This window comes from Acaryochloris sp. CCMEE 5410 (assembly GCF_000238775.2).
Classification (GTDB): domain Bacteria; phylum Cyanobacteriota; class Cyanobacteriia; order Thermosynechococcales; family Thermosynechococcaceae; genus Acaryochloris.
In genome coordinates this window covers 1,200,779-1,225,462 of sequence record NZ_AFEJ02000002.1, presented here as the reverse complement: position 1 = coordinate 1,225,462, position 24,684 = coordinate 1,200,779, and the positions used below count along the sequence as shown (strand labels likewise).

Annotated in this window: 23 protein-coding genes, 1 tRNA gene and 1 pseudogene; 17 read left to right on the top strand and 8 right to left on the bottom strand. The window is 46.1% G+C overall.

What is annotated here, in order from left to right:
- Positions 1-85: 85 nt before the first annotated feature.
- The gene (locus ON05_RS26515; protein ID WP_010476380.1) at positions 86-784 is read right to left on the bottom strand and encodes an NADH dehydrogenase subunit K; all 699 of its coding nucleotides are present in this window, start codon (positions 782-784) and stop codon (positions 86-88) included.
- A gap of 317 nt (positions 785-1,101) precedes the next feature.
- Positions 1,102-1,174: transfer RNA gene (locus ON05_RS26510), tRNA-Glu, on the bottom strand.
- 465 nt (positions 1,175-1,639) lie between these two features.
- Here ON05_RS26510 and ON05_RS26505 point away from each other — a divergent pair.
- The 5 genes from ON05_RS26505 to ON05_RS26485 all read left to right on the top strand — a co-directional run bounded on the left by ON05_RS26505 (position 1,640) and on the right by ON05_RS26485 (position 6,581).
- Positions 1,640-2,689 (top strand): chlorophyll a/b binding light-harvesting protein, encoded by a 1,050-nt coding sequence (locus tag ON05_RS26505; RefSeq protein ID WP_010476381.1) that lies wholly within the window; start codon positions 1,640-1,642, stop codon positions 2,687-2,689.
- Positions 2,690-2,957: 268 nt separating this feature from the next.
- Entirely contained in the window at positions 2,958-4,022 is a 1,065-nt protein-coding gene (locus tag ON05_RS26500; protein ID WP_029315055.1) for a high light inducible protein, read from the top strand.
- A 187-nt stretch (positions 4,023-4,209) separates the two neighbouring features.
- Complete coding sequence (locus ON05_RS26495; protein ID WP_262562380.1) at positions 4,210-4,923, top strand: 2-phosphosulfolactate phosphatase family protein; 714 nt, start codon at positions 4,210-4,212, stop codon at positions 4,921-4,923.
- 26 nt (positions 4,924-4,949) lie between these two features.
- On the top strand, positions 4,950-5,732 hold the full coding sequence (locus tag ON05_RS26490; protein ID WP_262562379.1) for a hypothetical protein: 783 nt from the start codon (positions 4,950-4,952) through the stop codon (positions 5,730-5,732).
- Positions 5,733-5,939: 207 nt separating this feature from the next.
- Positions 5,940-6,581, top strand: a complete 642-nt coding sequence (locus ON05_RS26485; RefSeq protein ID WP_010481863.1) for a thylakoid membrane photosystem I accumulation factor — start codon at positions 5,940-5,942, stop codon at positions 6,579-6,581.
- 22 nt (positions 6,582-6,603) lie between these two features.
- Here ON05_RS26485 and ON05_RS26480 read toward each other — a convergent pair whose 3' ends face one another.
- On the bottom strand, positions 6,604-7,359 hold the full coding sequence (locus ON05_RS26480; protein ID WP_050857551.1) for an ABC transporter ATP-binding protein: 756 nt from the start codon (positions 7,357-7,359) through the stop codon (positions 6,604-6,606).
- Positions 7,360-7,374: 15 nt separating this feature from the next.
- Positions 7,375-7,602 (bottom strand): ferredoxin family protein, encoded by a 228-nt coding sequence (locus tag ON05_RS26475; RefSeq protein WP_010481866.1) that lies wholly within the window; start codon positions 7,600-7,602, stop codon positions 7,375-7,377.
- Positions 7,603-7,798: 196 nt separating this feature from the next.
- On the opposite strand from ON05_RS26475, the gene ON05_RS26470 reads away from it, so the two are divergent.
- Together ON05_RS26470 and ON05_RS26465 are read left to right on the top strand one after the other, a co-directional pair.
- Positions 7,799-9,733, top strand: a complete 1,935-nt coding sequence (locus tag ON05_RS26470) for an ABC transporter ATP-binding protein (protein WP_010481867.1) — start codon at positions 7,799-7,801, stop codon at positions 9,731-9,733.
- 88 nt (positions 9,734-9,821) lie between these two features.
- On the top strand, positions 9,822-11,009 hold the full coding sequence (locus tag ON05_RS26465; RefSeq protein WP_010481869.1) for a hypothetical protein: 1,188 nt from the start codon (positions 9,822-9,824) through the stop codon (positions 11,007-11,009).
- Between the two features lie 67 nt (positions 11,010-11,076).
- Here ON05_RS26465 and ON05_RS26460 read toward each other — a convergent pair whose 3' ends face one another.
- Together ON05_RS26460 and ON05_RS26455 are read right to left on the bottom strand one after the other, a co-directional pair.
- Complete coding sequence (locus ON05_RS26460) at positions 11,077-12,603, bottom strand: YifB family Mg chelatase-like AAA ATPase (RefSeq protein WP_010481871.1); 1,527 nt, start codon at positions 12,601-12,603, stop codon at positions 11,077-11,079.
- Between the two features lie 157 nt (positions 12,604-12,760).
- Positions 12,761-13,753 (bottom strand): annotated as a pseudogene (locus ON05_RS26455) (IS1 family transposase).
- 327 nt (positions 13,754-14,080) lie between these two features.
- Here ON05_RS26455 and ON05_RS26450 point away from each other — a divergent pair.
- The 3 genes from ON05_RS26450 (at position 14,081) to ON05_RS26440 (ending at position 16,780) form a co-directional block, all read left to right on the top strand.
- Entirely contained in the window at positions 14,081-14,545 is a 465-nt protein-coding gene (locus ON05_RS26450; protein ID WP_010472869.1) for a type IV pilin protein, read from the top strand.
- A 919-nt stretch (positions 14,546-15,464) separates the two neighbouring features.
- The gene (locus ON05_RS26445) at positions 15,465-15,941 is read left to right on the top strand and encodes a type IV pilin protein (protein WP_010472867.1); all 477 of its coding nucleotides are present in this window, start codon (positions 15,465-15,467) and stop codon (positions 15,939-15,941) included.
- A 41-nt stretch (positions 15,942-15,982) separates the two neighbouring features.
- Positions 15,983-16,780, top strand: a complete 798-nt coding sequence (locus ON05_RS26440) for a hypothetical protein (RefSeq protein WP_029315166.1) — start codon at positions 15,983-15,985, stop codon at positions 16,778-16,780.
- Positions 16,781-16,853: 73 nt separating this feature from the next.
- On the opposite strand, the gene ON05_RS26435 is transcribed toward ON05_RS26440, so the two are convergent.
- Positions 16,854-17,267, bottom strand: a complete 414-nt coding sequence (locus ON05_RS26435; protein ID WP_010472863.1) for an NUDIX hydrolase — start codon at positions 17,265-17,267, stop codon at positions 16,854-16,856.
- Positions 17,268-17,388: 121 nt separating this feature from the next.
- Positions 17,389-18,417, bottom strand: a complete 1,029-nt coding sequence (pdhA, locus tag ON05_RS26430) for a pyruvate dehydrogenase (acetyl-transferring) E1 component subunit alpha (RefSeq protein WP_010472859.1) — start codon at positions 18,415-18,417, stop codon at positions 17,389-17,391.
- Positions 18,418-18,715: 298 nt separating this feature from the next.
- Here pdhA and ON05_RS26425 point away from each other — a divergent pair, with 298 nt between their 5' ends.
- The 7 genes from ON05_RS26425 (at position 18,716) to ON05_RS26395 (ending at position 24,683) form a co-directional block, all read left to right on the top strand.
- Positions 18,716-20,869, top strand: coding sequence for an IMS domain-containing protein (locus tag ON05_RS26425; protein ID WP_010472857.1), 2,154 nt, complete (start codon positions 18,716-18,718; stop codon positions 20,867-20,869).
- A 45-nt stretch (positions 20,870-20,914) separates the two neighbouring features.
- A complete protein-coding gene (lpxD, locus tag ON05_RS26420; protein ID WP_029315165.1) occupies positions 20,915-21,973 on the top strand; it encodes a UDP-3-O-(3-hydroxymyristoyl)glucosamine N-acyltransferase in 1,059 nt (352 codons plus the stop codon).
- A 157-nt stretch (positions 21,974-22,130) separates the two neighbouring features.
- A complete protein-coding gene (gene ndhL, locus ON05_RS26415; RefSeq protein ID WP_010472853.1) occupies positions 22,131-22,340 on the top strand; it encodes an NAD(P)H-quinone oxidoreductase subunit L in 210 nt (69 codons plus the stop codon).
- Positions 22,341-22,344: 4 nt separating this feature from the next.
- A complete protein-coding gene (locus ON05_RS26410) occupies positions 22,345-22,647 on the top strand; it encodes a DUF3007 family protein (RefSeq protein WP_010472850.1) in 303 nt (100 codons plus the stop codon).
- Between the two features lie 2 nt (positions 22,648-22,649).
- Entirely contained in the window at positions 22,650-23,453 is an 804-nt protein-coding gene (gene trpA / locus ON05_RS26405) for a tryptophan synthase subunit alpha (protein ID WP_010472848.1), read from the top strand.
- 115 nt (positions 23,454-23,568) lie between these two features.
- Positions 23,569-24,264: a DUF433 domain-containing protein gene (locus tag ON05_RS26400; RefSeq protein WP_010472846.1), complete on the top strand. Its 696-nt coding sequence runs from the start codon at positions 23,569-23,571 to the stop codon at positions 24,262-24,264.
- Positions 24,261-24,683 (top strand): hypothetical protein, encoded by a 423-nt coding sequence (locus ON05_RS26395; protein ID WP_010472844.1) that lies wholly within the window; start codon positions 24,261-24,263, stop codon positions 24,681-24,683. Before ON05_RS26400 ends, ON05_RS26395 begins: the two co-directional genes overlap by 4 nt.
- Position 24,684 lies beyond the last annotated feature (1 nt).

Sequence of the window (24,684 nt, the reverse complement as noted above, 5' to 3'; positions counted from 1 at the left end):
TTTCGTTGAAATAGAATTGCTGATCCGCATTGGGATCAGCATGGATGGAAGATTCAGAAAAGCACTACCCACAAGGAGGAAGTAATTAGGCTTCTTCCTTCTCAGCTTCAGCCACCAATGCAGGTGTCATATCTTCACCCACACCCGCACCTAAAGCAGCCGCAGGAGATTTACGCGCAGCAGCCTCCAGATAGACACCCGTGTGAATGGGGGGGACCACTTTCATCTGATGGGTTGTGCTGTAATAGCGATGGGTCTGCATTAAATTGCCCCGCTCACGCACATCCTCATTGGCGATCTTTTTGCGCAACTTAACAATGGCATCCATCACTGCTTCAGGACGAGGCGGGCAGCCAGGCAAATAGACATCAACAGGAATCAGCTTGTCAACCCCGCGTACTGCAGTTGTAGAGTCACTGCTGAACATACCGCCTGTGATGGTGCAGGCACCCATCGCAATCACATATTTCGGATCGGGCATTTGCTCGTAGAGGCGAACAAGAGCAGGGGCCATTTTCATGGTTACGGTTCCGGCCGTAATGATTAAGTCCGCCTGACGTGGGCTAGAACGAGGAACCAGGCCAAAGCGATCAAAATCAAATCGGGAGCCGATCATGGCTGCAATTTCAATAAAGCAGCAAGCAGTTCCATACATTAAGGGCCAAAGGCTAGAGAGTCTTGCCCAATCGTAGAGATCACTCACGGAAGACAAAATCACATTCTCAGACAGCTCTTGAGGGATCTGAGATTGAGAAATTGGATTAATTATCTGTTGGTCCTGCATTGCAGAAAGGGCCCTCAATGTTTGCTAGTTTAATGAACTGAAATGCTTGCAGCTAATTACTGAACAGCATCTGGGAGGATATCAAATAGTGCGAAGAATAATTCTTTTGCAGACTTCCCCGTCTATTAATGTAACAACAGTTTTGCGTTAGTTTCTACAAATTTCATGGAGAACCTGACTGCTACCGTGGTTATCAACCATGGTAGATGAAGAAATCCCCCGAACTCATTTAGCACTCAGGGATGACAGGGCTAGACAAGGTATAAAAATATTTAGCGGCTCCTTGATATCAGAGAGCCGCTAAATATTTTTATGAATACCCCCAAGGGAATTCGAATCCCTGTCGCCTCCGTGAAAGGGAGGTGTCCTAGGCCTCTAGACGATGGGGGCCTGTACGCTTTTTTGACGATTTCTAACCTAGCGAAACTCTGAGCTTCTGTCAACGTTTAGTCTGACAGTTGTGTTTTTCTAAAGTCAACTTGAAACAGAGAGCTAGTGTAGAGTGCCACAGCGCGAGTCGCATTTTTCAAGCACTGCCTGACAAATCAGTCATAAAATCACTACTTCAACTATTCGTTAACGAAGTAACGAAATACCTTTAACTTAATATTACTTTACACTTTGGCTCTACGGTTCTAGAGTCATCGCTTCGAAAAGTGTGGAACCTCTGAGAATAGGTGAAAATCGCCTATCCCTTGAGTGACGAAACTCTAAAGCGGAAATTGATCGGTCAGAAAACGGACGAAAAACTGGAAACCACAGACAGCAAGAGGCGAGGTCTGATAGTATTTTTGATATTAAGTTTGATAATAAAGTTACGGTGGCACCGATAACAGAGGAGGAAATTATTTAACAATGCAAACTTATGGACAAACCGACGTTGAGTACGGCTGGTGGTCTGCGAACTCCCGCTTTACCGACTACAGCGGCCAATTCTTAGCTGCCCATAACGGCCAAATTGCCTCCATGTGCTTTTGGGCCGGTTCTTTTACCTTATTTGAAGTATCCCGTTTTAACCCCGACTTACCCGTTTATCAACAAAATTTAGTTTGTATTCCCCAGCTAGCTCGTGCCGGATGGGGGGTTGCAGCTGGTGGTGCTGTTGTTGATACCTACCCCTACTTTGCGATCGCAATGATTCACCTTGTTGCTGCTGCAATTTTAGGTGCTGGTGCTCTCTATGGCGTTACCAAAGGCCCTAAGGTCCTAGCTGATAGCGAATTTTCTGGCGCTCAAAGATTTCATTTCGAGTGGGATGATTTTGAGACTCAAGGTCGTATCCTTGGGCATCACCTTCTGTTCTTAGGTGCTGCTTGCTTGTTATTTGCAACTTGGGCTTGTACTCATGGCGTTTACGATCCAGTAGCTGGTGAAGTCCGGGCCATCTCTCCCAGTCTGAACTTAGTTAGATTTTTCAAATACGGCTGGGCTACTCCTGGATTCAATCCTTACTTTGTCAACAATCTAGAAGATGTAATTGGTGGACATTTCTTTGTTTCCTCCCTTTACATCGCTGGTGGTATTTGGCATATTCTTGTAAAGCCTTGGCCTTACACAGATAAGCTTTATGTGAAGTCTGGTGAAGCTCTACTAGCTTATGCTCTTGCTGGACTGGCTTTCGCAGGGTTTAATGCAGCCTATTTCTGCTCCGTAAACGACGTTGTATTTCCCGTTGAGCTTTTTGGTCCAGTATTGGAAGCCAAGCTAAACGTTACCCCCTATTTTGCAGAAACCTTAGATGCATCTGATGGTGGTCACACTACACGTTTTTGGATCTCTAACTTCCATTACTATTGGGCTTTCTATTGTCTTCAGGGGCATCTCTTCCATGCGTTGCGTGCTTATGGATTTGACTTCCGTCGTATCCCCCGTGCCCTAGCTAGCCTAACTCCTCAGGCAAACTAAGTTGATCTGCTAGTAGGCGTTAACTTTTTGTTCGTCTCGGCTTTAGGGTGACAGCTCATGGACTGAGATGATAGTCCAATCTGCTGTCACCCTAAATGTTTCAGCTATTTCTGAGCTTAGAATCCGTCTAACACAAGCTTTAGATCGTTTAGTTCTTGCTACAACTGCTTACTACACATATCTGTTGTATCCACGGGCAATCCTAACTGTCCTGGAGAACACCTAAACTAATTCTTAAACCTTTAACTAAGACAAGAGGAAAACAGTTGTGACCGCATCTGTACGAGGAAGAAGAGGCGGCAAGGTAGCCGTCCAAACTGAATTACCGACATCCGTATTAAGCAACTTTGAGAACGAATGGTGGGCCGGCAACGTTCGGATGACCGACCTATCCGGTATGCTTTTGGGTGCTCACCTATGCCATGCCGCCTTAATGAGCGTCGTTCCAGGCGCCTTCATCGTTCAAGAAGTAGCCCGTTATCAGCCGGGAGTCTCCCTGCCAGATCAAGGGATGATCTTCATGCCCCACCTAGCCGCTCTTGGTGTTGGCATTGGAGCAGGTGGCGAAGTCGTTGACACCTACCCGTTCTTCGTCATTGGAGTCCTGCACTTTTTCATAGCAGCCGTATGTTGCGCAGCCGGGTTATTCCACACCTTCCGAGGAGAAGCAGACCTGAACGATGCTCCTGACGAGAGCTATGCAGCTGCCTTCCGGTATGAGTGGGACAACTTTGAGAGCCTCTCTACCATCATTGGTCATCACCTCGTCTTCATCAGCGTGGCCTGTCTAATATTTGCCGTCAACGCTGCCTATGGCACCGGCATGTATGACATCAACACAGACACCGTGCACCAAATCAGTCCTAACTTAAATCCTGTAACCCTTTTGGGCTACCTTTTCGGATTTACCCCCAACGGTTGGAGCGGTGCTGGAATGGCAGCAGTCGACAACATGGAAGACGTGATTGGCGGCCACTTCTTGATTGGTGTGATTGACCTATTGGGTGCAGCCTTCCATATTCTTTATCGCAAGCCTACCCCCATCTTCAACAAGCGTCCTGTTTACTCTCCCGCCAATGGAGGCTGGACCATTTCTGAAGGGATTCTGAACGGTGAAATCATTCTGTCATGGAGTGTTGCAGCCGTAGGTTTCATGGGCATTAGCTCCTCCCTATTCATCCGCTACTGTGATGTGGCCTATCCCCCCATCTTCCATGGCGTAGATCGGACAGGTGCTGCCACCCTTCAGCTCATCCTGGGTCTAGTTTGGATGTTAGGTGGCGGCCTTTGGCATGGACTGCGCGGTGAAAGACTCCACGCTCTGACCAAATAAAGCCCCCTGACGCACTGGTCAAAGTACCAACAGACCATAAAGTCAGTCATCAAGGGCAAGCAGGACATCCTGCTTGCCCTTTGGTATGAAGAGGCTTTGTAGAAAGGAAAAAACCGTGCAGAAGTGGCAACAAAGCCCCATAAAATAGAACTCGATAGAAAATAACGATATAGGTCATCTTTATCCCGTGAAATTATTCGTTTACCATACCCCTGAAGAGATTCCCAATAATCGTCTCCCCGGCTGTGCCGTCGTTATCGACGTATTGCGCGCCAGCAGCACCATCGCAGCGGCCATCAACGCAGGCGCATCAGCCGTCCAAGTTTTTAGTGATATTGAACCATTATTAGAAGCCAGCGAAACAGTAGAGGAAGACAAACGGATTCGGGCAGGTGAACGAGGCGGCCGGAAAGTCAAAGCCTGTGAATTTGGGAACTCCCCCTTAGCCTTTACCCCCGAGAACACCGAAGGCCGTCGATTATTTTTAAGTACAACCAACGGGACCCGCTGTTCCGAGAGCGTCCGGAACGCCTCCAAAGTGATCATGGCCTCCTTGACCAACCGTCAAGCCGTCGTGAACTATCTCGCCACCAAGCGTCCTGGGACCGTTTGGCTCGTGGGTTCTGGTTGGGAAGGCAGCTATTCCCTAGAAGATACCGTCTGTGCCGGTGCGATTATTGATGGCATCTTAGCCGTAGGCAAGACCCCCCTCAGTAAACTAGCCGGGAATGACGAAGCCATCGCCGCCGTTTCCTTATTTCGTCAATGGCAAGACCAGTTGCCCGAATTATTGACCAGTGCCAGTCATGGTCAGCGGTTATTAAAGATGCGGGGTAAAGCCGACGTTGCTTATTGCTCCCAGCTAGACGTATTGGATACCTTACCAATTCAAAAGGATTAGGCATCTTTGTTCAACGCAAGCCAGGCGTGATTGAGAAGACCTGTGAGTTCTTAGGTCGCCTCATGGGTCGCAAGCCCGTCAACATCCCAGCCGTCGCTAATCCAGACGTAGAAGCCCCTGCACCGGAAGCAAAAGCAGAAGCGAAGAAGCCAACGAAATCGAAGAAAGCAGCAGCCAAAGTAGACGAGAAAGTTGAGACACCAAAAGCAGAGGTCAAAGCCAAAGGCAAAGATAAGCCAGCTCCCAAAGCCGAGGCGAAGCCGAAAGCCAAAGGACCTGCCGCGAAGTCTCTAACCGCTGGGGCTCCCAAAGTAGCTGCCCCCCCTAAGGCGAAGACAGAGGTGAAGCCCAAGGTAGAAGCCAAGCCTCAAGCGAAATCAGAGAGCAAACCTTCTGCTCAGGCCGCTGAGTCCAAAGTGAAGCCAGAGTCAGGGTCTAAAGGAACGTCCACCCCCGCTCCTAAAGCTGCGTCCACAGCGCCATCGACACCATCGAAGGTAGAGGTGAAGGATGTAGGGGAGAAATCGACTTCTGCTGTGAAGGTGGAGCCGAAGGGAAGTGAAGATCAGCCGAAGGAGTCAGCATCTGCGTCTAAAGGCGATGCACCGGTAGCGTCTGAGTCCAAGGTAGAGAAGTCGAAGACAGACAGCCCTAAGGCGGAATCATCAGCACCTAAGACGCCCAAGGTTGACTCTAAGGAAGTCGCGGAGAAGGGAGAAGCGATGCTTAATGATGTTAAGGGGTTATGGGCCAAAATGACGAAGCCGAAGCCTGGCTATGAGCGTGTCCCCGGGAAAAAAGAAAAGTAAGAGAATATCGCCAATTGTCTGGCAACCTAACTTAAGTTGGTTTTATTAATAGAGAACCTGCTAGAACTTTCAAAGCTCTAGTAGGTGTGTTTGGATATTTTCATCCAGCACTATCTTGCTCTGCAATGCTACAAGTACTTTAGAGGGCAGTTTTAAGCTATGGTGCTTTGGCGGGTTAATACGTTTGCTGTTGGAGGAATTTGAATCATGTTTTTTGGCGATGGTATTCGTCCAAGCTGGCGTCGTATCGGTCAGCAGTGTGTCTGTGTTCTAGTCTTGGTTTTTTGCCTGGTCGGATTTGGGATGGGACTGTCTCAAGATGCGATCGCAGGGATTAACGACGATGAATTCGATGGCAATATCTTTATCCTCTATGCCAGTAATGCTGCATTGGTTCCCCCGAAGGTGAACCTAGCAGCGGCAATGAAGAAGGAAATGCCGACCCTAATCATGTTTTATTCAGACGACAGTCAAGAGTGCAAACAAAATGCCTTGGTCTTGACTCAGCTACAGGCTGAATACAGGCGAGACCTCAACTTTATGCCCATGATGGTCGATGCCATTAATGGCCGACGAGACTACGAACCTAACGAGGCACAGTACTATTACAACGGTCAGTTTGTTCCCCAATTTGTTTTGGTTGATGCCTCTGGCCAAACCATCTTGAACCAAAATGGCAAGATGACGTTTGAAGAATTAGATAATCCCATTCGGGATTTGTTGGGATTAGACCCTAGAACGGAGCCGCTTGTGTTGGATCGTCCGCTATTTTCGCCTTCGCCTTCTGCGGATCAAACCTTCTTTGGCGAGGCCTTAAGAGGATTGCAGGACGCAGTGCCCGAACAATAATGAAAGGAGATATCTCAACGACCTAACTTTTGGTAGAGGCATGGCCTCCTAAATACAGTGCACCTACTTTTGGATCATCTAGTAGTTGTGGACCTGGCCCCTCAAACCGATCTCGGCCCGAATCCAGCACATATCCTCGGTCAGACATGGCTAGGGCTTTGCGGGCATTCTGCTCAACCAAAATAATCGAGGTTCCCTCAGCATTAATCTCGCGGATCTTGGCTAGGATATCATCTACCAAAATGGGTGAAAGGGCGGCTGAGGGCTCGTCTAGGATTAACAAACCGGGTTCTAGCATCATGGCTCTGCCCATGGCCAACATCTGCCGCTCTCCCCCGGAGAGAGTGCCGGCTTGTTGGCGGCGACGGTCTGCTAATTTCGGAAAAGTTGCATAAATTTTGGATTTTAGTTCCCCTAAGGGGACATCTCGAATAAAAGCCCCCATCTCTAGGTTCTCTTCTACCGTGAGAGAGCGAAAGACATTAGCCAATTGCGGAACGTAGCAGACCCCTTGGGTGACAATTTCATTGGGTTTACGTCCGCTAATATTGGTCCCTCGCCAAACAATAGAACCGGTATGAGGAGACAACAAACCGCAAATTGCCTTGGCTAATGTGGATTTGCCCGCACCGTTGGGGCCAATAATGGCGATGATTTCTCCGGCAAACAATTTGAGATTGATCCCCTGCAAAATATCTAGGCCAGGGACATACCCTGCAAAAACATTCTCAACTTGCAACAGCAACGCTTGATTTGAAGCTGGCGTCACAGAATCCATCATTGTGTTCAAACCTTAAGAAGGGGTTTTTTGCAAATCAGACCGTTCCTCGGCCAGGATAGCGCCATCCACGGGGCATACTTGCTGACAGATTCCACAATCAATACAGGTGGAAAAATCGATCCAATACCAATCCGTACCAATTACGTTTTTCCCTGGGCCTTCGTGGATACATGCCACAGGACAGGCATCAACGCAATCCGCAATGCCTTCGCAAACGTCAGTAACAATAGTATGAGCCACGTTCGTTGATCTCCCTCTATAAAATACTTGCCAAAGTAAATGTGTTATCAGGGTAACAGGAATTCTGAAGGAACACACCCTGCAGCTCCAGGCACTGACAGCTTTTCTTCTCAACCTGGTCGCTAGATTTCTGCTTTCAGAAACAGCTTGCTAAAATCACGGTTAATTCCCTTCCCAACAGTAGAACGGCTTCTTTATGACTGACCCCATCCTTGAAATTCGGAACCTCCAGGTCCAATTCCAGACCGAAGGACAAACGGTCAATGCGGTGAATAATGTCTCTCTGACGGTGCATCGAGGCCAAACCCTAGGAATTGTTGGAGAATCGGGTTCCGGTAAGTCAGTCACTTCCTTATCCGTGATGCGGTTAGTTCCGACGCCGCCAGGAAAGATTGCCCAGGGTGAAATTTTGTTCCATGGCTCGTCCCCTTCTGAGACAGGTGCAGTGAATACTGATCAATCTGTGGATTTGCTGCAACTACCCATGGGCGCGATGCAGGCCTATCGGGGCAGTCAAATTGCCATGATTTTCCAGGAACCGATGAGTTCGTTAAATCCGGTATATACCTGCGGATTTCAAATTGTAGAAGCATTACGTTTGCATGAAGAGTTGTCTGTATCTGCCGCGCGGCGACAGGCGATTGCTTTGCTTCAAGAGGTGAAGTTGATTCCGTCTGATCAAGAATTGCAGCAAATCGTGTTGGATGCAGCTAGCCAAGAGGGTTCGTCTCCCGACGATACCGAGATTCAAAAGCGGATCAATCGCCAAAAGCGATCTTATTTGGATCGATATCCCCATCAATTGTCGGGTGGACAAATTCAGCGGGTGATGATTGCTATGGCGATTGCGTCTAACCCGGCGATTCTGATTGCGGATGAACCGACAACGGCCTTGGATGTAACAGTACAAGCCACAATTTTGGATTTGCTGCGAGAACTTCGCGATCGTAGACAGATGTCGATTATTTTTGTTACCCATGATTTAGGCATTGTGGCTGAGCTGGCTGATACGGTAGCCGTCATGTACCAAGGTGAAGTGGTGGAAACAGGCTCTGCCCAGGAGATCTTTGAAAATCCCCAGCATCCTTATACCCGAGGACTCCTCGCTTGTCGTCCTCGTCCAGATCAACGTTTAAAGCGTTTGCCGACCGTCGCTGATTTTGTGGCGGGTGAAGCCTCAGAGGTTGTAAGTTCTCTACCAATCGATCAAATGATCGAAGACGTACCGGTTTCTTCTGCTGATCCTGCCTCAGAATTTTCTGCAGCGGAGATGCAGACACGCCTAGAAACATTGACGCAACAGAAACCCTTACTAAGTGTCAAGAATCTTCAGGTGTTTTTCCCGGTCAAGGGGATGTTTGGCAAAACGGCTCGTTATGTCACCGCCGTTAATGATGTTTCTTTTGACGTCTATCCAGGGGAAACCTTGGGATTGGTTGGCGAATCTGGATGTGGCAAGACCACATTAGGCCGTACTCTCGTACGGTTAATTAAGCCCACTAGCGGCAGTATTCAGTTTGCGGATCGAGATATTACCCACCTCAAGGGGCGTAATCTACGGAAACTGCGGCAAAATTTGCAAATTATTTTCCAAGATCCCTATAGCTCTCTTGATCCACGGATGAATGTTGGGGCAGCGATTATGGAGCCTATGCGAATTGCAGGAGGTCTGACAGAGCGAATTTCTGCGCAACAAGGGGGAGATACACCCCGCGATCGCACCGCGTATCTTCTAGAACGGGTTGGCCTTAAATCCAGTGACATGAACCGCTATCCCCATGAATTTTCGGGTGGTCAACGACAGCGTATCTGTATTGCTCGGGCCTTAGCCTTAAACCCTAAATTCGTTATTTGCGATGAATCTGTCTCAGCCTTGGATGTCTCAGTCCAGGCTCAGGTACTTAACCTACTCAAAGAGCTGCAACGAGAGTTGGATCTCACCTATATTTTCATTTCCCATGATTTAAGCGTCGTCAAATTTATGAGCGATCGCATTATGGTAATGAATCGTGGCAAACTCGAAGAAATTGGCGCAGCCGATCAGATTTATCATCACCCCGACGCTGAATATACTCGTAAGCTAATCGCTTCGATCCCCGTCGGCCTTCCAACCCAACAAAAATCTGCCTAAATTTCTTTGTCTATGGCGAGGGGGGTGAACGAAAGATTATGATGACAATAAGCCCGCCGTTCTATGCAAAGTTCAGCAACTCATTTTTATGGATGACCTCGAACTACTACAAGCATTTGTATCAAGTTATCTATCGGGGCAGTCCACATTACTTTCCAACTCAGACCTAAGAGTTGAGCCTATTAGCGATACTTTGCAGCTCCTGGCTAAAACGGAAGGCCTAGTCGCTACAGCCAAATTAGATGGTGAGCAGCGCTTCACATCAATTCGCTACAAATCAAGTTTTTGGTCTCAACTCCATGAGGCTATGATTGCGCAAAAATGTTTGCCCATTCGCCAGTCTAAAATTTCCGGCTTTTATGAATATGAACCTGTTGAAATTCCGGAGCATTATCATGTTCGCTTCACTGATTCTTTAGACTTATTGCAAACATGGTGGAGCTACAAAAAGAGCGATAAGCAACTTGCTTTAATGAGCTTACTCATCCTCCATCGAGGTATCTGGTATCCTATTCGGGACGTTCACTGTGAGCATGGCACCTTAACCATTCAAACCTCTGGTTATCAAACAGAGATTTATCCTCTCGATATGTTGGTTTGGCTGCAAAAAATAGAGCAACCTGCTCCTTCATCTTTTGTGTCACCCAAGAATAAGAGTCGTGTAAGTCATAACTCAGATGAATCTGAGCGATATCACTCTAGTCACCGTCGAGCTGTGGCGACTCATTCTCCAGACAGTAAAAGGATTGGTGGGTATTTAATTGAAGCTGGGTTATTATCCCCAGCTCAAGTCGAAGTTGTATTATCCGATCAAGAATTAACGGGAATGCGGTTTGGGGAAATTCTGGTTTCTCGAGGTTGGCTGAAGTCACAAACCATTGAATTCTTATTTCAAAACGTCATCTTACCCCATCGGACTTTGGCAAAGAAAGCGGTTGAGACCGCTAGAAAAGAAGCCGTTGATCATTTAAAACAAGCCAATTCCACTCACCAATCCAAACCTTTTATTCCAAAACGCAATTTACCACAATCACCTCAGTCAGTAATACCTACAACATCCAAGGTAGAGTTGCAACAATCCATTCCCAATCAGTCTATTTCAGCCCGGGCTGCATCTAAAACCTCTCCCTCAATGTCAAGTAGCCCTCAAAATGATGCTAAGCAGTCTCCATCTAATCGATTGCCGTCCATACATGATCGTGAAACACTGGCGACCCATGACAAACTCAATCTAGACGATTTACCAGATTGGTTAGAGATGGATACTCCAGACTAGCTCTGACATTTACAACACAACAGGCTGCTTATTAGCTCCTTAGCATCCCCGCTCTTTTCTGCCTTGCCTATTGGAGCCGATCAATGGTCCGATATTGAATCGCCTCTGCAACATGAGGGGTTTCTAGACTAGATGAATTTGCTAAGTCAGCAATCGTTCGCGCAACCTTAAGAATGCGATCGGTTGCCCGTGCTGATAGACCTAGGCGACTAATTGCAGTTTCTAGTAATTGCCGTGTTGCATCATTCAGCTGGCACCATTGGCGTAACTGTTGGCTATTCATCTGCGCATTACTATGTAAATTGGATTCAGCCTCAAACCGATACGTAGCCAGTTGATGGGCTGCTTTGACTCGCTCTCGAATTGGAGCCGATTCTTCTCCCTTGCTTTGCTGAGTAATTTCTTCGGGTTTCAGACGATTGACAGCCACTTGTAAATCAATGCGATCCATTAAAGGACCTGATAATTTAGCCCAATAGGTTTCTCGCTGTCGAGGTGAGCAGGTACAAGCTTGTATCGGATCAGCATAGTATCCACACGGACAAGGATTAGTACTGGCTACCAATGTGAACTGAGCCGGGAAGGTAACCGACTGTCTCGCTCTGGAAATGCTGACAAAACCATCCTCCAATGGCTGACGTAAAAATTCCAAGACATCTCTTTTGAATTCCGTTAATTCATCTAAAAACAGAACGCCCCGATGGGCTAAAGAGATTTCTCCTGGTTTGGGAAAACTGCCTCCTCCCACCAATGCGGGGCCAGATGCAGAATGATGGGGAGATCGGAATGGCCTTTGACGCAATAACTGACCTTGATCTCTCAATAAACCTGCCACCGAATGAATTTTAGTAACCTCTAATGCCTCGTTGAATTCTAGAGGAGGAAGAATACCTGGTAGTCGCCGAGCCAGCATTGTTTTACCACTGCCTGGTGGTCCAACGAATATTAAGTTATGCCCGCCCGCAGCTGCAATTTCCAGGGCTCGTCGGGCATGAGCCTGCCCTTTTACATCTCTCAAATCAAGATGATACTGTCTTTGCTTATCATTAGCTTTGTCTTCTTCTCGAAAGGGCTGAACTTCATCAGGATTGTTTAAAAAATTACTCACTTCAGATAAAGACTCAAAGCCATAGACGGCTAGGCCCTTTACAACAGCTGCTTCTTGGGCGTTCTTGTAAGGTACAACTAAACCCACAAATCCCATTTGTTTCGCAGCAGCAGCGATGGGTAACACACCCGTAACCGGTCTGAGGGCACCATCGAGTGAAACCTCCCCTAGAAACAAGAAATCCCCTAAGAGCTGGGGATTAATCTGATCAGACGCAGCTAAGATGCCTATACTAATTGGCAAATCAAAACTGGGACCTTCTTTACGTAAATCGGCAGGGGTTAAGTTAATCACAATTCGGCGCATAGGAAATGCTAAGCCAGAATTCCGTAATGCCGCTTTTACTCTTTCTCTCGATTCTTGGACTGCCGTATCAGGTAAGCCTACAATTACGATTCCAGGCAATCCGCCAGATACGTCTACTTCTACCCCTACCTTGATTGCTTCAATGCCAATTAAAGATGAGCTCCATACTCGAGCCAGCATATGTTGAGTCCCTGTAATCTTGGTATTTTGATAAATTTCAATGTTGTATCTTGAGTCGCCCCAACCATTTCGTATATACACCACTCAAGTTTATACCTCAGCATTTATGGGTCTTATCCCCATGACACAGGTTCACTCTCAAGCGGGCACTGTTCAGTTAAGAAGTGAGGCATTCAAAAGCTCTGACTGCCAACACTTCGCCAATCTTAACGGGCCTTTGGATAAATCCCATCACCATTGCTGGGGTTCGCTGGTATCCATGGCTGTAGTGAGCACGACACCAATTGTGAATCAATCGCTGCACATTCAGCGCTCTTTGTAATCCCTCAACGGTTTGGCATAGTGGTTCTGGCGTCTACGATAACCGCTAGCCCGTCGTCTCAAAGAACTGTGGAGGGCTTCAAGATGATTGGCATGGACATCGCTCTTGGGGCTAATGGCCGTATAAGGATGCTCTCGATTAACCCACATTACCCGAGGTTTCCTTGAGACCCTTTGATCTTCATTGCCACCTCTAAACCCGCTCGCCATACTTTGCGAAAGGATAGGCCTGGGTCGTGGTACTCCTGGGCAAGTAAGTACTCGCTAGCTTCCACAATACCTTGGAGTATCGACGTTCTCCATCTGTGAACCAACGAATCGATGAACTGGGTTTAGCCCAATCCCAAGCAGCTTTGACACTTTTCTCAATAATGATTCATCCTTAAGACCCGCGCGAGCCTCGAACCAATAGCGACTCTCACGGTCGATGAAATGAATGGTCCAACCTTCACTGAGCCAGGGGGGGAAGATTTTCACCTACGCGGGGGTACACTTCATCGCCTTCAATTGTGACCTCTGCTGCTTGGGGAGAAGGAGGGGAGAAGTTTGATAATTGCGCTGATAAACGCTTCTTCCAAAGGATAATACTGTTGGGTGATTTTCCGAGCACTCTCCCCGCAGCTCTAATCCCTAGGCCTTCGGTGCGGGCATTGATGGCCATTGATATCGTCTCTACTGGCGTTCTCAATCTCGCCATCGGCGTCCCACTACGCTCGTTAAAGCGACGACCACAGTCTTTGCACAGAAAGTACTGAACCACTTGAGCTGTTTTCAGCGTCTTAGTTCCGTTCTTAACGACATTTTCGCTTTGACAATGGATGCATTGCATTGCTCTAAAACTGATACTGCAGAATCATCCTAGCAGTCACTTCTTAAATGAACAGTGCCCTCAAGCGAGACTCAGGACTTTTCTGGTAGCTACCAGTTTGAGTGGAGGGTTGAAGGGAAACCGTATTGGAATTAATCAGTCAGAAATTCCGTGTTTTTAGGGAAGTACTTCATTCTCTTAGGAAAATGCATATGAGATATCTCTGTATATACACTGAACTTTGTTAAAACGGTCTCCAACTTGATATGAAAAGTTTTAGGAATGGGTAATGTATATTTGGGAGCGAAAAAGACTTGAATCCAATACCCAAAGAGAGACTTTACAACTATGAAGACTAATCTACAAGCCAAACTCATCCAGCACTTCGCAAATAAGAAAGGCAACAAAGGTTTTACTCTAATTGAACTTTTGGTTGTTGTAATCATCATCGGTATTTTGGCTGCTGTAGCTCTACCTTCCATGCTCAACCAAGCTAATAGAGCAAGACAATCTGCTGCCCAAAGCCAAGTGGGTGCTGTTAACCGTGCCCAGCAAGCTTACCGATTGGAAGCTCCCCAATTTGCTCCTGCATATGCTGACTTGCAAATTGCTGACGCTAGCACTGAAGATTACACCATTGCGATTGCTGTATCAACAGCTATTGCAGGTGAAACTACAGCTGTACCTATTGATACTGGCTCAGGTCTATCTGCCTATCGTGGTTGTGTGTCCGTAGACGCTGCTACAGGTACTACTGATTCTGAGATTGCTGAGAACCCTGGTAATGCCGCTGCTCCTGCCGCAGGCTGCTAATTCTGACCTAGCTCAGCGATAAATTGATTTGGTGATTGTTGAATCAATGCAATAATCCACCCGACTCAGGCTTAGAGTAAGATTTTTAGCTCTAAGTCTGAGTTGCTTTAAATAGAGGATGTATCATTTTGAGAGTGTAAAAAATCGCAGCAAGTTTTGTAGTAAGTAAACTTGCCACTAAAAGTTCTAGACTTTTACCTTTTAGGTTTTATTCCCTATTTTAATCTTCTGGATATATGTTTGGGGAATTAATTTTAAATACATTTTTCATGAAGGGTAGTTCTATCGAATTTATTCTAGATGCTTCTTGTGAATATCTTCTGGATTAAATGACTGGAACTTTATTAAAATTAAATTAATAAAAGCTAGTTTATTAAGTCGCTGAAACTCTCTCTAAAAAAGATCTATGTGAGTGATTAAATTTAATCGAGTGTATAGATGCCTTATTTATTTTTAGGTAAGAGATTTAGGTTTTTTTAGAATACTTTGTAAATCTGCTTTAGAAATATGTTGAATTAGATTTTTTGAAAATCAAAGAATAACCATGCTTGAGATCTCCCTTATATAAGGGTAAAGGATTCTTTTTAATGAATCTTCAGTATCCTTTCTCTGTAATGCACGTTCTATTTATCTAAGATTATCCTTCTTGTTATGACCGTGATTACACTGATTTCATTGATTATAGAAATAAGTTAAATTATAAACATAAGAGGGGAAATAATAGTTATTTACTTGATTCTCCCTGTCATTTTCTTGGCTGTATAAGGATATTTATCCCTGCTATTTGATTGTTCATTCTTAAGGAAAAGGATCTGAACTTTTCCTTTGATAAACTATCCTTATAAAAAGTATTTAAATATTTTTTGCTCTCAGAAATTATTAATCGAAAACTAGCTACTAGATTGCAAGCTCACAACCAATGTCTCACTATCATTCTCGACTCTTGTCAAAATTAATGAAGCATAATAATTCTCAGGGTTTTACTCTGATAGAATTATTAGTCACGATTGTGATTGTTGCTATATTAGCTGGTGTTGCATTGCCTTCTATGCTAGGTCAGGCTAATAAATCACGACAGTCTGCAGCAAAAAGTCAAATTGGTGCAGTTAACCGAGCACAACAGGTTTACCGATTGGAGAGTGCAACTTTTTCAAATAATATGAATTTACTAGGGATCGGCATTCCCTTAACAACTGATGACTATTCATACTCGTTTGGCACTACTAATTCAACGCTAGCTGAGTTTAGAGCAACTCCGACTAACGAAACCTTGACTGCAATCACAGGGTGTACGAATGCAAATGTTGTTTTAGGTAGCCTAGCTACAACTAGTGTTACGCTCGAAGAACAGCCTGCCCCTGGTGGTGGTACTATTGCTACTCCACCGAGTTGTTAACGTTCATAGTAGCTAGTATTTTTTTAACAGCATCCTTCACAATGCTAAGTTCAACCTTGTTAAAGAAATTAATTGCGCCAACACTTACTGCCATTTGTGCGGTAGGTGTTTCATTGCTACAGTTCTCGGCATTAGAAGAAGTTGAGGCTCAAGAAAATAAAGCTCAACCAAAATCCTTTTATATACGCGAAACTAATAAAGAAAAAGCCAACTTGCAATTTCTTAAGCGAATGCCAAAGTTTGGATATGATAATGTGATTGCAGATTGGGCTTTTTTGCGTTTTTTGCAGTATTTTGGCGATCAAAAAGCTCGAAAGCAAGTTGGGTATGCGTTGAGCACTGATTATTTTGAAATATTTGTCGATCGCAACCCGCAATTTACAGAACCCTATAAATTTATGTCTCCCGCTACTTCAATTTTTGCAGGGCGGCCAGATAAATCTGTAAAGCTAATAAATCAGGGATTGCAATCACTCTCCCCTGAAAGCTCACCTAATGCATATACGATCTGGATATCAAAAGCTTCGGATGAGTTACTATTTTTAGGCAATAATCAAGCAGCTAAGAATTCATATTTGCAAGCGGCTAAGTGGGCTAAAAACAATCCTGATCCTGAAGCCCAAAGAATTAGCGCGATTGTAACCCAAACAGCCAAGTTCCTAAGCCAAAATCCAGACAGTAAAAATGTTCGCATAAGTGCATGGATGATGATTTTTCGCAACGCTGTAGACGACGAGACTCGACAACGATCTATAGCCGAGATCGAGAAATTAGGTGCCCAGGTCATCATCACTGAAAATAATGTAGTCAAGATACAATTCCCGAACGAAAATCAGTAATTTAAAACTTAAAGTAATTTAAAACTGAGCGTAGTGACGTTTCATAGCTGGTTTAGGCCAGAATATGAATACATTAATGTTGAAATCGATGCATTCGGTAGTCCATGAGAATTTGATTATGGTCAAAGCAGAGTTGGTCTGGAATCTGCCACAGCTCAAATATCCTTAATGTTTTTGCATCATCAGCAGCAACGGGTTCCCCCATTGCTTTTGCAAGAAATACCACACTTAAAGTGTGTTGACGTGGATCCCGATTAGGAGCTGAATAGACATGAAACTGGTCTAGTAAATCAATCTTTAGACAAGTTTCTTCTTTAGCTTCTCTAATGGCTGCAGCTTCTACTGATTCTCCATAATCGACATAGCCGCCTGGTAGTGCCCAACCATAGGGAGGGTTTTGGCGCTCGATCAAAATAATAGGGCGATGAGGTCTATCCCACATCTCAATGATGATATCAACCGTAGGAATCGGGTTTCTTGGAGGCATTTAAATACTCCTTGCTTGCAACCTGATTGCCATGCATATTGGGGTTGGGTGATGATCTTTGTTGAATCTAAAAAGGACAAGCTGTTCAAATAGGCGTTGCGATCGATTTAGCCTAGCTAGGCTAGTCATCTACAAAGATATAACGATACAGATCTTCGGGTTTAGGATCAGGGCTTTCCTCTGCGAATTGAACGGCTTCTTCAATCAAGGTTTGAATTTTCTTGTCGATGTCAAGTAACTCTTGCTCTTTAGCAAGTTTTTGGTTAACTAAGTAAGACTTAAATTTCGTAATCGGGTCTCGGGCTAACCATTCTTCCTTTTCTGCTGCAGATCTGAGTTCATCTGGATCAGCCAGGGAGTGGCCTCTAAAGCGATAGGTCAATGCTTCGATTAAGGTTGGCCCCTCACCGGCTCTGGCTCTAGCAATGGCCGCTTGGGCGACTTCACGAACAGCTAATACATCCATGCCATCGACTTCCACCCCTTCCATGCCAAAGACTTTGGCTTTCTTGTAAATCTCGGTTTCGGAACTAGCGCGTTCGTGGGCCATACCAATCGCCCATTTGTTATTTTCCACCACGAACAAGATGGGTAATTTCCAAAGAGAGGCCATATTTAAGCATTCGAAGAACTGGCCATTATTACTCGCACCATCCCCAAAGAAGCAGGCTGTGACGTGATCGGAAGCTTCATCGCCCATCGCTTCTCGACGATAGCGGCTTTGAAAGGCAACACCAGTAGCGACAGGGATCCCTTCTGCGACAAATGCAAAGCCACCGATCAAGTTATGTTCTGAGGAGAATAGGTGCATTGATCCTCCCCGGCCTTTGCTGCAACCAGTCTCTTTGCCAAATAGTTCGGCCATAACTTGCCGGGCTGGGACGCCTGCACTCAGGGCATGAACGTGATCTCGATAGGTGCTGCAAATAAAATCGTCTGGACGCATGGCCTTGGCAATGCCTGTAGAAACAGCCTCTTGACCGTTATACAGATGGACAAAGCCGAACATCTTGCCGCGGTAATACATCTCGGCACATTTATCTTCAAAAGCCCGCCCCAAAACCATATCCTCGTATAGGATAAGCCCTTCATCATGAGTAATCTTGATTGTAGGGGTGGGAAATTTGGGTAGAACTCTTTCTTGAACCATTGATGTATAGTGTCCTCAGTTGGGATGATGTTGCCAAGGCTTAATTAATTGAGCCACCTGTCAGGGTCTGGTATTAGGGATTGTTTAGATTTCAATAATCCAACATCATAACTGACAAGGAGTAGCTGATATTTGTCAACCTTCTTGTTAAGCTGCTATGAATGTACGTTACTGAACCTCTATAGAGTATACGTTTACAAGCAGCAGGTTATGATATTTTCAAGTGCTTTGCTGTCTTGTATTTTCGTCACTCATCTGTTGTTCACTTCCGGTAAATGGCTCACAAGGATACTGAATTGTGCGTATTCCTTTAGATTTATATCAAATATTGGGTGTGCCAATTCAAGCGACACCAGAGCAGATTGAACAAGCATTTGCCGATCGTTGTCAGCAGCTCCCCCGTCAAGAGTACTCTAAAACAGCAATTGCAGCTCGCACACAGCTATTACAAGATGCCCATGCTGTGCTATCTGATTCCAACGCACGCACTGCCTATGACCAGTCTATTTTAGCGGAATCTGCCTCTCCGGATATAGGGAGCATGGAACTGCAAGAATCTCAGTTGGTAGGTGCTTTATTGCTTTTGCAGGAGCAAAGTGATTATGAGCGAATCGCTCAATTAGGAGCCGAATATCTAAAGCGTTCCATTGATCTCAATCGTTTGCCGTCTGCGAATAATGGGTCTGATGAAGATGTCATCTTAGCGATGGCTTTAGCGAATTTAGAAGCGGGACGAGAATGTTGGCAGCAAAAACAGTTTGAACAGGCTTCAGACGTTTTGCAGTCTGGTTTGAAGTTGCTAACTCAAGAGCAATTGTTTCCTGCGGTACAACGAGAAATTGAGTTGGATTTATATAAGCTTCGCCCCTATCGTATTTTGGAATTACTGGCTGAGCCTGAAGAGAATATAGCCAAACGTCAGCAAGGTTTTTCTCTTCTCCAAATTATGTTAGATGAACGGGGGGGGATCGACGGGCCGCAAGATGATTTATCGGGATTGAGTGTTGACGATTTTCTGCGATTTATTCAGCAATTACGGTGTCATTTAACGGTACAAGAACAGCAAGATCTCTTTATAAAAGAGAGTGAACGCCCGTCTGCGGTGGCGAGTTACTTATTGGTGTATGCATTGGTTGCTAAAGGCTGTTCCCAGGGGAAACCAGAGTTTATTCAACAGGCAAAATCGGCGTTGACGGAGTTGGCTGATCGGCAGGATATTCAAGTCGAAAAGTCAATGTGCTATTTGTTGTTAGGCCAGCCGGGGGCTGCGATTCAGACACTTCCCTTGAGTCGGGACCAAGAGTCATTAGAGTTTATTCATCAGTATTCTGAAGGGGCTGAAGATTTAGTCCCAGGCTTGTTCCTATATACAGAACGCTGGTTACAGCAGGAAGTGTATCCCTATTTCAGGGATCTTAATGATACCCAAGTGTCTTTGCAGAACTATTTCAATGATGAACATATTCAGGCGTATCTCAATGGATTAGCACCGGAGCCTGTCTCGCCTCGGATGCCAGCTTCAACAACATCTACAGACTTACCTCTGTTGGCCAAACAGGGAAGTGAAACCCTAAGCTCTGCCCGAGAAGGGCGTCTGCCGAAACAGACTGCTCATCGCCAAGGGGCAAAACGACAAAGACCTCCAGGAAAACCGCCAGTATCGACGCAAAAGGTTACGCCTTTAACTCCGGTGAAGGGACTAGATAGTCCTCGAAAACGATCTTCCATGCCAGCCACTACTGCCCCTGCACCTAAGGCTGAGTCTCTGCAGACGGATGATGCTGGCCGAGGAAATCAAGGTGTCTCCAAAACTCGACGTTCGCGATCGCAACTGCAATACCGTCGATGGTTCTTTGCAGCGGGAGCTGTTGCACTGGTTTTATTCGCCTTATTTGGTCTTATCAGTCAGTGCTCTCGCCCAGAAGATCCAGTTCCAGGTGCTGAGAATCCATCTCCGGAACCAGCCAGCCCTGACCCCATTCCTTCTCCTGCAAGCCCCAGTGTTAGCCCGACTGCTAGTCCGCCAGTGGCTAGCCCCACACCTGCTCCTGCGACAGCTACTAGCGAAGAAATCACGACAACGAGTGCTCGGCAAATTATTCAGTCTTGGCAATCGGCAAAAGCTGAGGCAATGGGCAAAGATCATCAAATTGCGTCTCTGGATAAAATTTTGGCGGAGCCCAGCTTGTCTGAATGGAAGGCTGGTGCTCAGTCGGATCAACTGAATCAGATCCACTTGGAATATACCTTTGATGATCTGAAAATTAATGCGATTACGCAGCAAAGCCCTACTGAAGCTACGGTCGAGGCAACGGTGACCGAGACGGCGAAGGTCTTCGAAGGTGGACAACAGACAACAGATGCCTATACGGGAGATACTTATCGTGTCCGCTATCAGCTTGTTCGAGAACAAGATCAGTGGAAGATCAAGCAAATGCAGGTGCTGAACTAACCATTACAAGTCTGCTCGGATAGTAGTAGAGGGGTGACCTCAATGATGAAGTTGAGTGAGCTGATGGAGCGGCTTGCTGTCACGCCTGTCGCCATGAGCTGTCCCCTAACGGATCCCACCCTAGAAGGATGTGCAGCGCTGGATCGGGCTTGCCCTGGAACCCTTAGTTTTGTAGAAGGCTCACAACGGGCTCACCTGATTCAAAACACTCAAGCGAGTGCCTTGATATTGCCCCCTGATGTTGAATTGCAAGCTCTGGCAACGTCTAGGGAGATTGCTTGGTTTGCGATAGAACATCCGCGATATTGGTTTGCCCGGGCCCTGAAATACTTTTACCAACCCTGGCGATTGCCGTCGGACCGTCATCCCACTGCTGTCATTGACACGACGGCTGAAGTGGGAGAAGGCGTTGGGATCGGAGCCTATGTGGTGATCCATGCGAATGTCTATTTAGGGAATGCAGTGCAAATTTTTCCTAATGTGGTGATTTATCCAGGGGTGGTAATTGGCGATCGCACCATTCTCCATGCCAACTGTGTGATTCATGAGCGTACGGCTATTGGGGCTGATTGTGTCATACATAGTGGGGCAGTGATCGGGGCGGAGGGATTTGGGTTTGTCCCTGTCGTGGATCAAGATCGTCGTTGGTATCCAATGCCCCAATCGGGTCAGACGATTCTTGAAGATCAGGTTGTGGTGGGCTGTAATACGACCATTGATCGGCCAGCTGTGGGCGAAACGCGTATCGGTGCGGGAACAAAGATCGATAACCTCGTCCAGATTGGTCACGGTAGCCAGATTGGAGCGGATAGTCTAATTTGTGCCCAGGTGGGCTTGGCGGGGGCCACGACATTAGGGCAGCAGGTAATTTTGGCGGGACAAGTAGGTATTTCAGGGCAGGTCACCTTGGGGGATCGAACGACCGTGGCTGCCCAGAGTGGGGTTCACCAATCTTTAAGTTCAGATTCGAAGGTAGCGGGCTATCCAGCGATTGACCACCGACTGTGGCTACGGGCAATGGCGGTGGTCAAATGGTTACCCCCGCTGCTCCGGCGGGTGAAGGTCTTAGAACAGAAAATTGCCGAACTGCTAGCGTCTGACTAATCTGAAAGTAACTGGAAGGTCAGAGACCTGCTGTTAATTCTGGGGGGAAGGCTACCTGCAAGGTAGAATAAGAGGACGAAATGCATAGGACTTCGTCCTTGAGGCTGTATGCCAGCCTGTTCTAAACCCCTTGGACTTGACTAAATATCCAATTTCTATGGTTGTTAATTTAATCCTCTTATTGGGACTGTTGGGTGGCTATCTACTGGTGATGCCCGCTATTACCTATTTCTATCTCCAAAAGCGCTGGTATGTTGCTAGTTCTTTAGAGCGTGGGTTTATGTACTTTCTGGTGTTCTTTTTCTTCCCCAGCTTGCTCCTGCTTAGCCCTTTTTTGAATTTCCGTCCCCAACCTCGCAAAATTTGAGCCCATGCGCCGAATAGATGCGATCTCAATTGGTCTCGGCGTGTTTTTGGCCGGGGGGCTCATTTATGGGGGCCTGCGATACGCCGGTATCGAACCCCAAAGTGCAGGGGTCTGGAGCCAGGTTATTTTTGCCGCAGGCCTCTTGGGTTGGGTGGCTTCCTACTTTCTACGGGTCGTGACGGGAAATATGACCTATAACCAGCAGCGAGAAGACTATGAAAATGCTGTCCTGGAAAAACGTTTGCAAGAAATGACACCAGAAGAACTTGAAGCTCTACAGGCTTCTATTGATGATGAGACTGATTAGTAATGACTTCTGTTTCTGATTGCTTTGTGCAGCTGCGCGATCGTGGTCAATGCGCACTGATCCCATTTTTAACGGCCGGAGACCCAGATTTAGACACCACGGCCAGTGCTCTACGCCAGCTGGATGCGAGTGGTGCCGATTTAATTGAATTAGGGGTTCCCTATTCTGATCCTTTGGCGGATGGGCCAGTCATCCAGGCAGCCGCGACTCGGGCCTTACAGCGGGGGACTCGTCTAGATCATGTTTTAGGGATGGTGACAGAGCTTTCGCCTGAAATTAAAGCCCCCATTATTTTATTTACCTACTACAATCCCATTTACCATCGGGGCGTTACAAAATATCTTCAGCAGATTGCAAAAGCTGGGGTAAAAGGTTTAGTGGTACCCGATTTGCCGTTAGAAGAATCGGAAAATCTGTTGCAGCAAGCGGCTGATTTGGGCATAGAAGTGACCTTGCTGGTTGCCCCCACTAGCTCAAAAGAACGAATTGAAAAAATTGCGCTGAGATCCCAAGGCTTTATCTACCTAGTGAGTACTACAGGGGTGACGGGGATGCGCACCAAGGTGGAAAACCGCGTTCAAGATTTAATTGCTGATTTGCGACAAGTCACCGATAAACCGATTGGCGTTGGTTTTGGTATTTCTAGAACAGAACATGCTCGCCAAGTTATGGATTGGGGTGCAGATGCGGCGATTGTAGGTAGTGCGTTTGTGAATCGCTTAAGTGAGGGTAGCCCTAGTCAAGGGGTAGCAGCGGTCAGTACCTTCTGTCGATCCCTGAAATCTTCACTACTGATGGAAGTATGATTTTCCCATTGAAGGAATAATTATTGTGATAATGCAAGATACTTGAGATACAGAAGAATAAGACTCTACTTTCGGTATCTTAAAAGTATCCCTTAGCCTATCTTGGGTTGATACATTGCGAAACTGGAATGCCGATATTTACAATATCCCCACATATTCAGTGGTTGATGCAGCTCGGTACTTGCGTATTCCGCTGGTAACTCTACGTTCCTGGATTCAAGGTCGTTCCTATTCCACTAAACAAGGTAAAAAGGATTTTAATCCTCTGATCCAGCGTCCTAAACCAAACCTGCCACAACTGTCTTTTGCTAACCTGATTGAAGCTCATGTTCTGCGGGTGATCCGAGAAATTCATGGGGTCCGATTAGATACAGTTCGGGCAGCGCTAGACTACTTAAGCAACAATTTAGAACAAGAGCATCCTCTCATTCAGAAGACTTTTAAGACAGATGGTATTAGCTTGTTTGTCGATTCGATGGATCAACTTGTTGATGTTGGTCGATCTGGCCAACTGGCAATGCGCGAAACAATTGTCCATCTTCTGACTCGTATAGAGTGGGACGAAAATGGAATCGCCTCTCGCCTATTTCCTTTTATTCAGCCAGAAGGAGATGAGTCTATGGATTTATATATTGATCCCAGAATCTCATTTGGCCGTCCTGTAATTGCGGGCAGAGGTGTTCCTACAATTGCTATATCTGACCTTTATGAGGCAGGCGAAAATATAGACGATCTTGCCAATGAATATGAGTGCACAACTAAACAAATTACGGCAGCTATTCGATTTGAAAGTCTCTTCCGAGCAGCGTGATTAAACGACCTCAGATCGTTATCTTCACAGATCGAGCTATGGGTAAATCTGTTCCTGAAGCCTTGCGGAAAGCAGGAGCTAAAGTGGAAATTCATGATGATCACTTTCCCCCTGCAACCCTTGATATAGAATGGCTACCTGAAGTTAGTGCTAGAGGATGGGTGGTATTAACTAAAGATAAAGCCATTAGCCGTAATTCATTGGAGTTGATCGCAATTGCCAATGCCAAAGCCCGAGTCTTTACTTTAGTTTCTGGTCAACTAAACCGGCAAGAGATGGCTGCTATCTGTATACAGGCTTTAGCTCAGATAGAGAAGTTCTCGACGGGGAATCGTCCACCTTTTGTCGCTAAAATATATAAAAGCAGTCAGGTGAAACTCTGGAAGAACAAAAACCAACTCAACAAGCTGATTAAGTGAG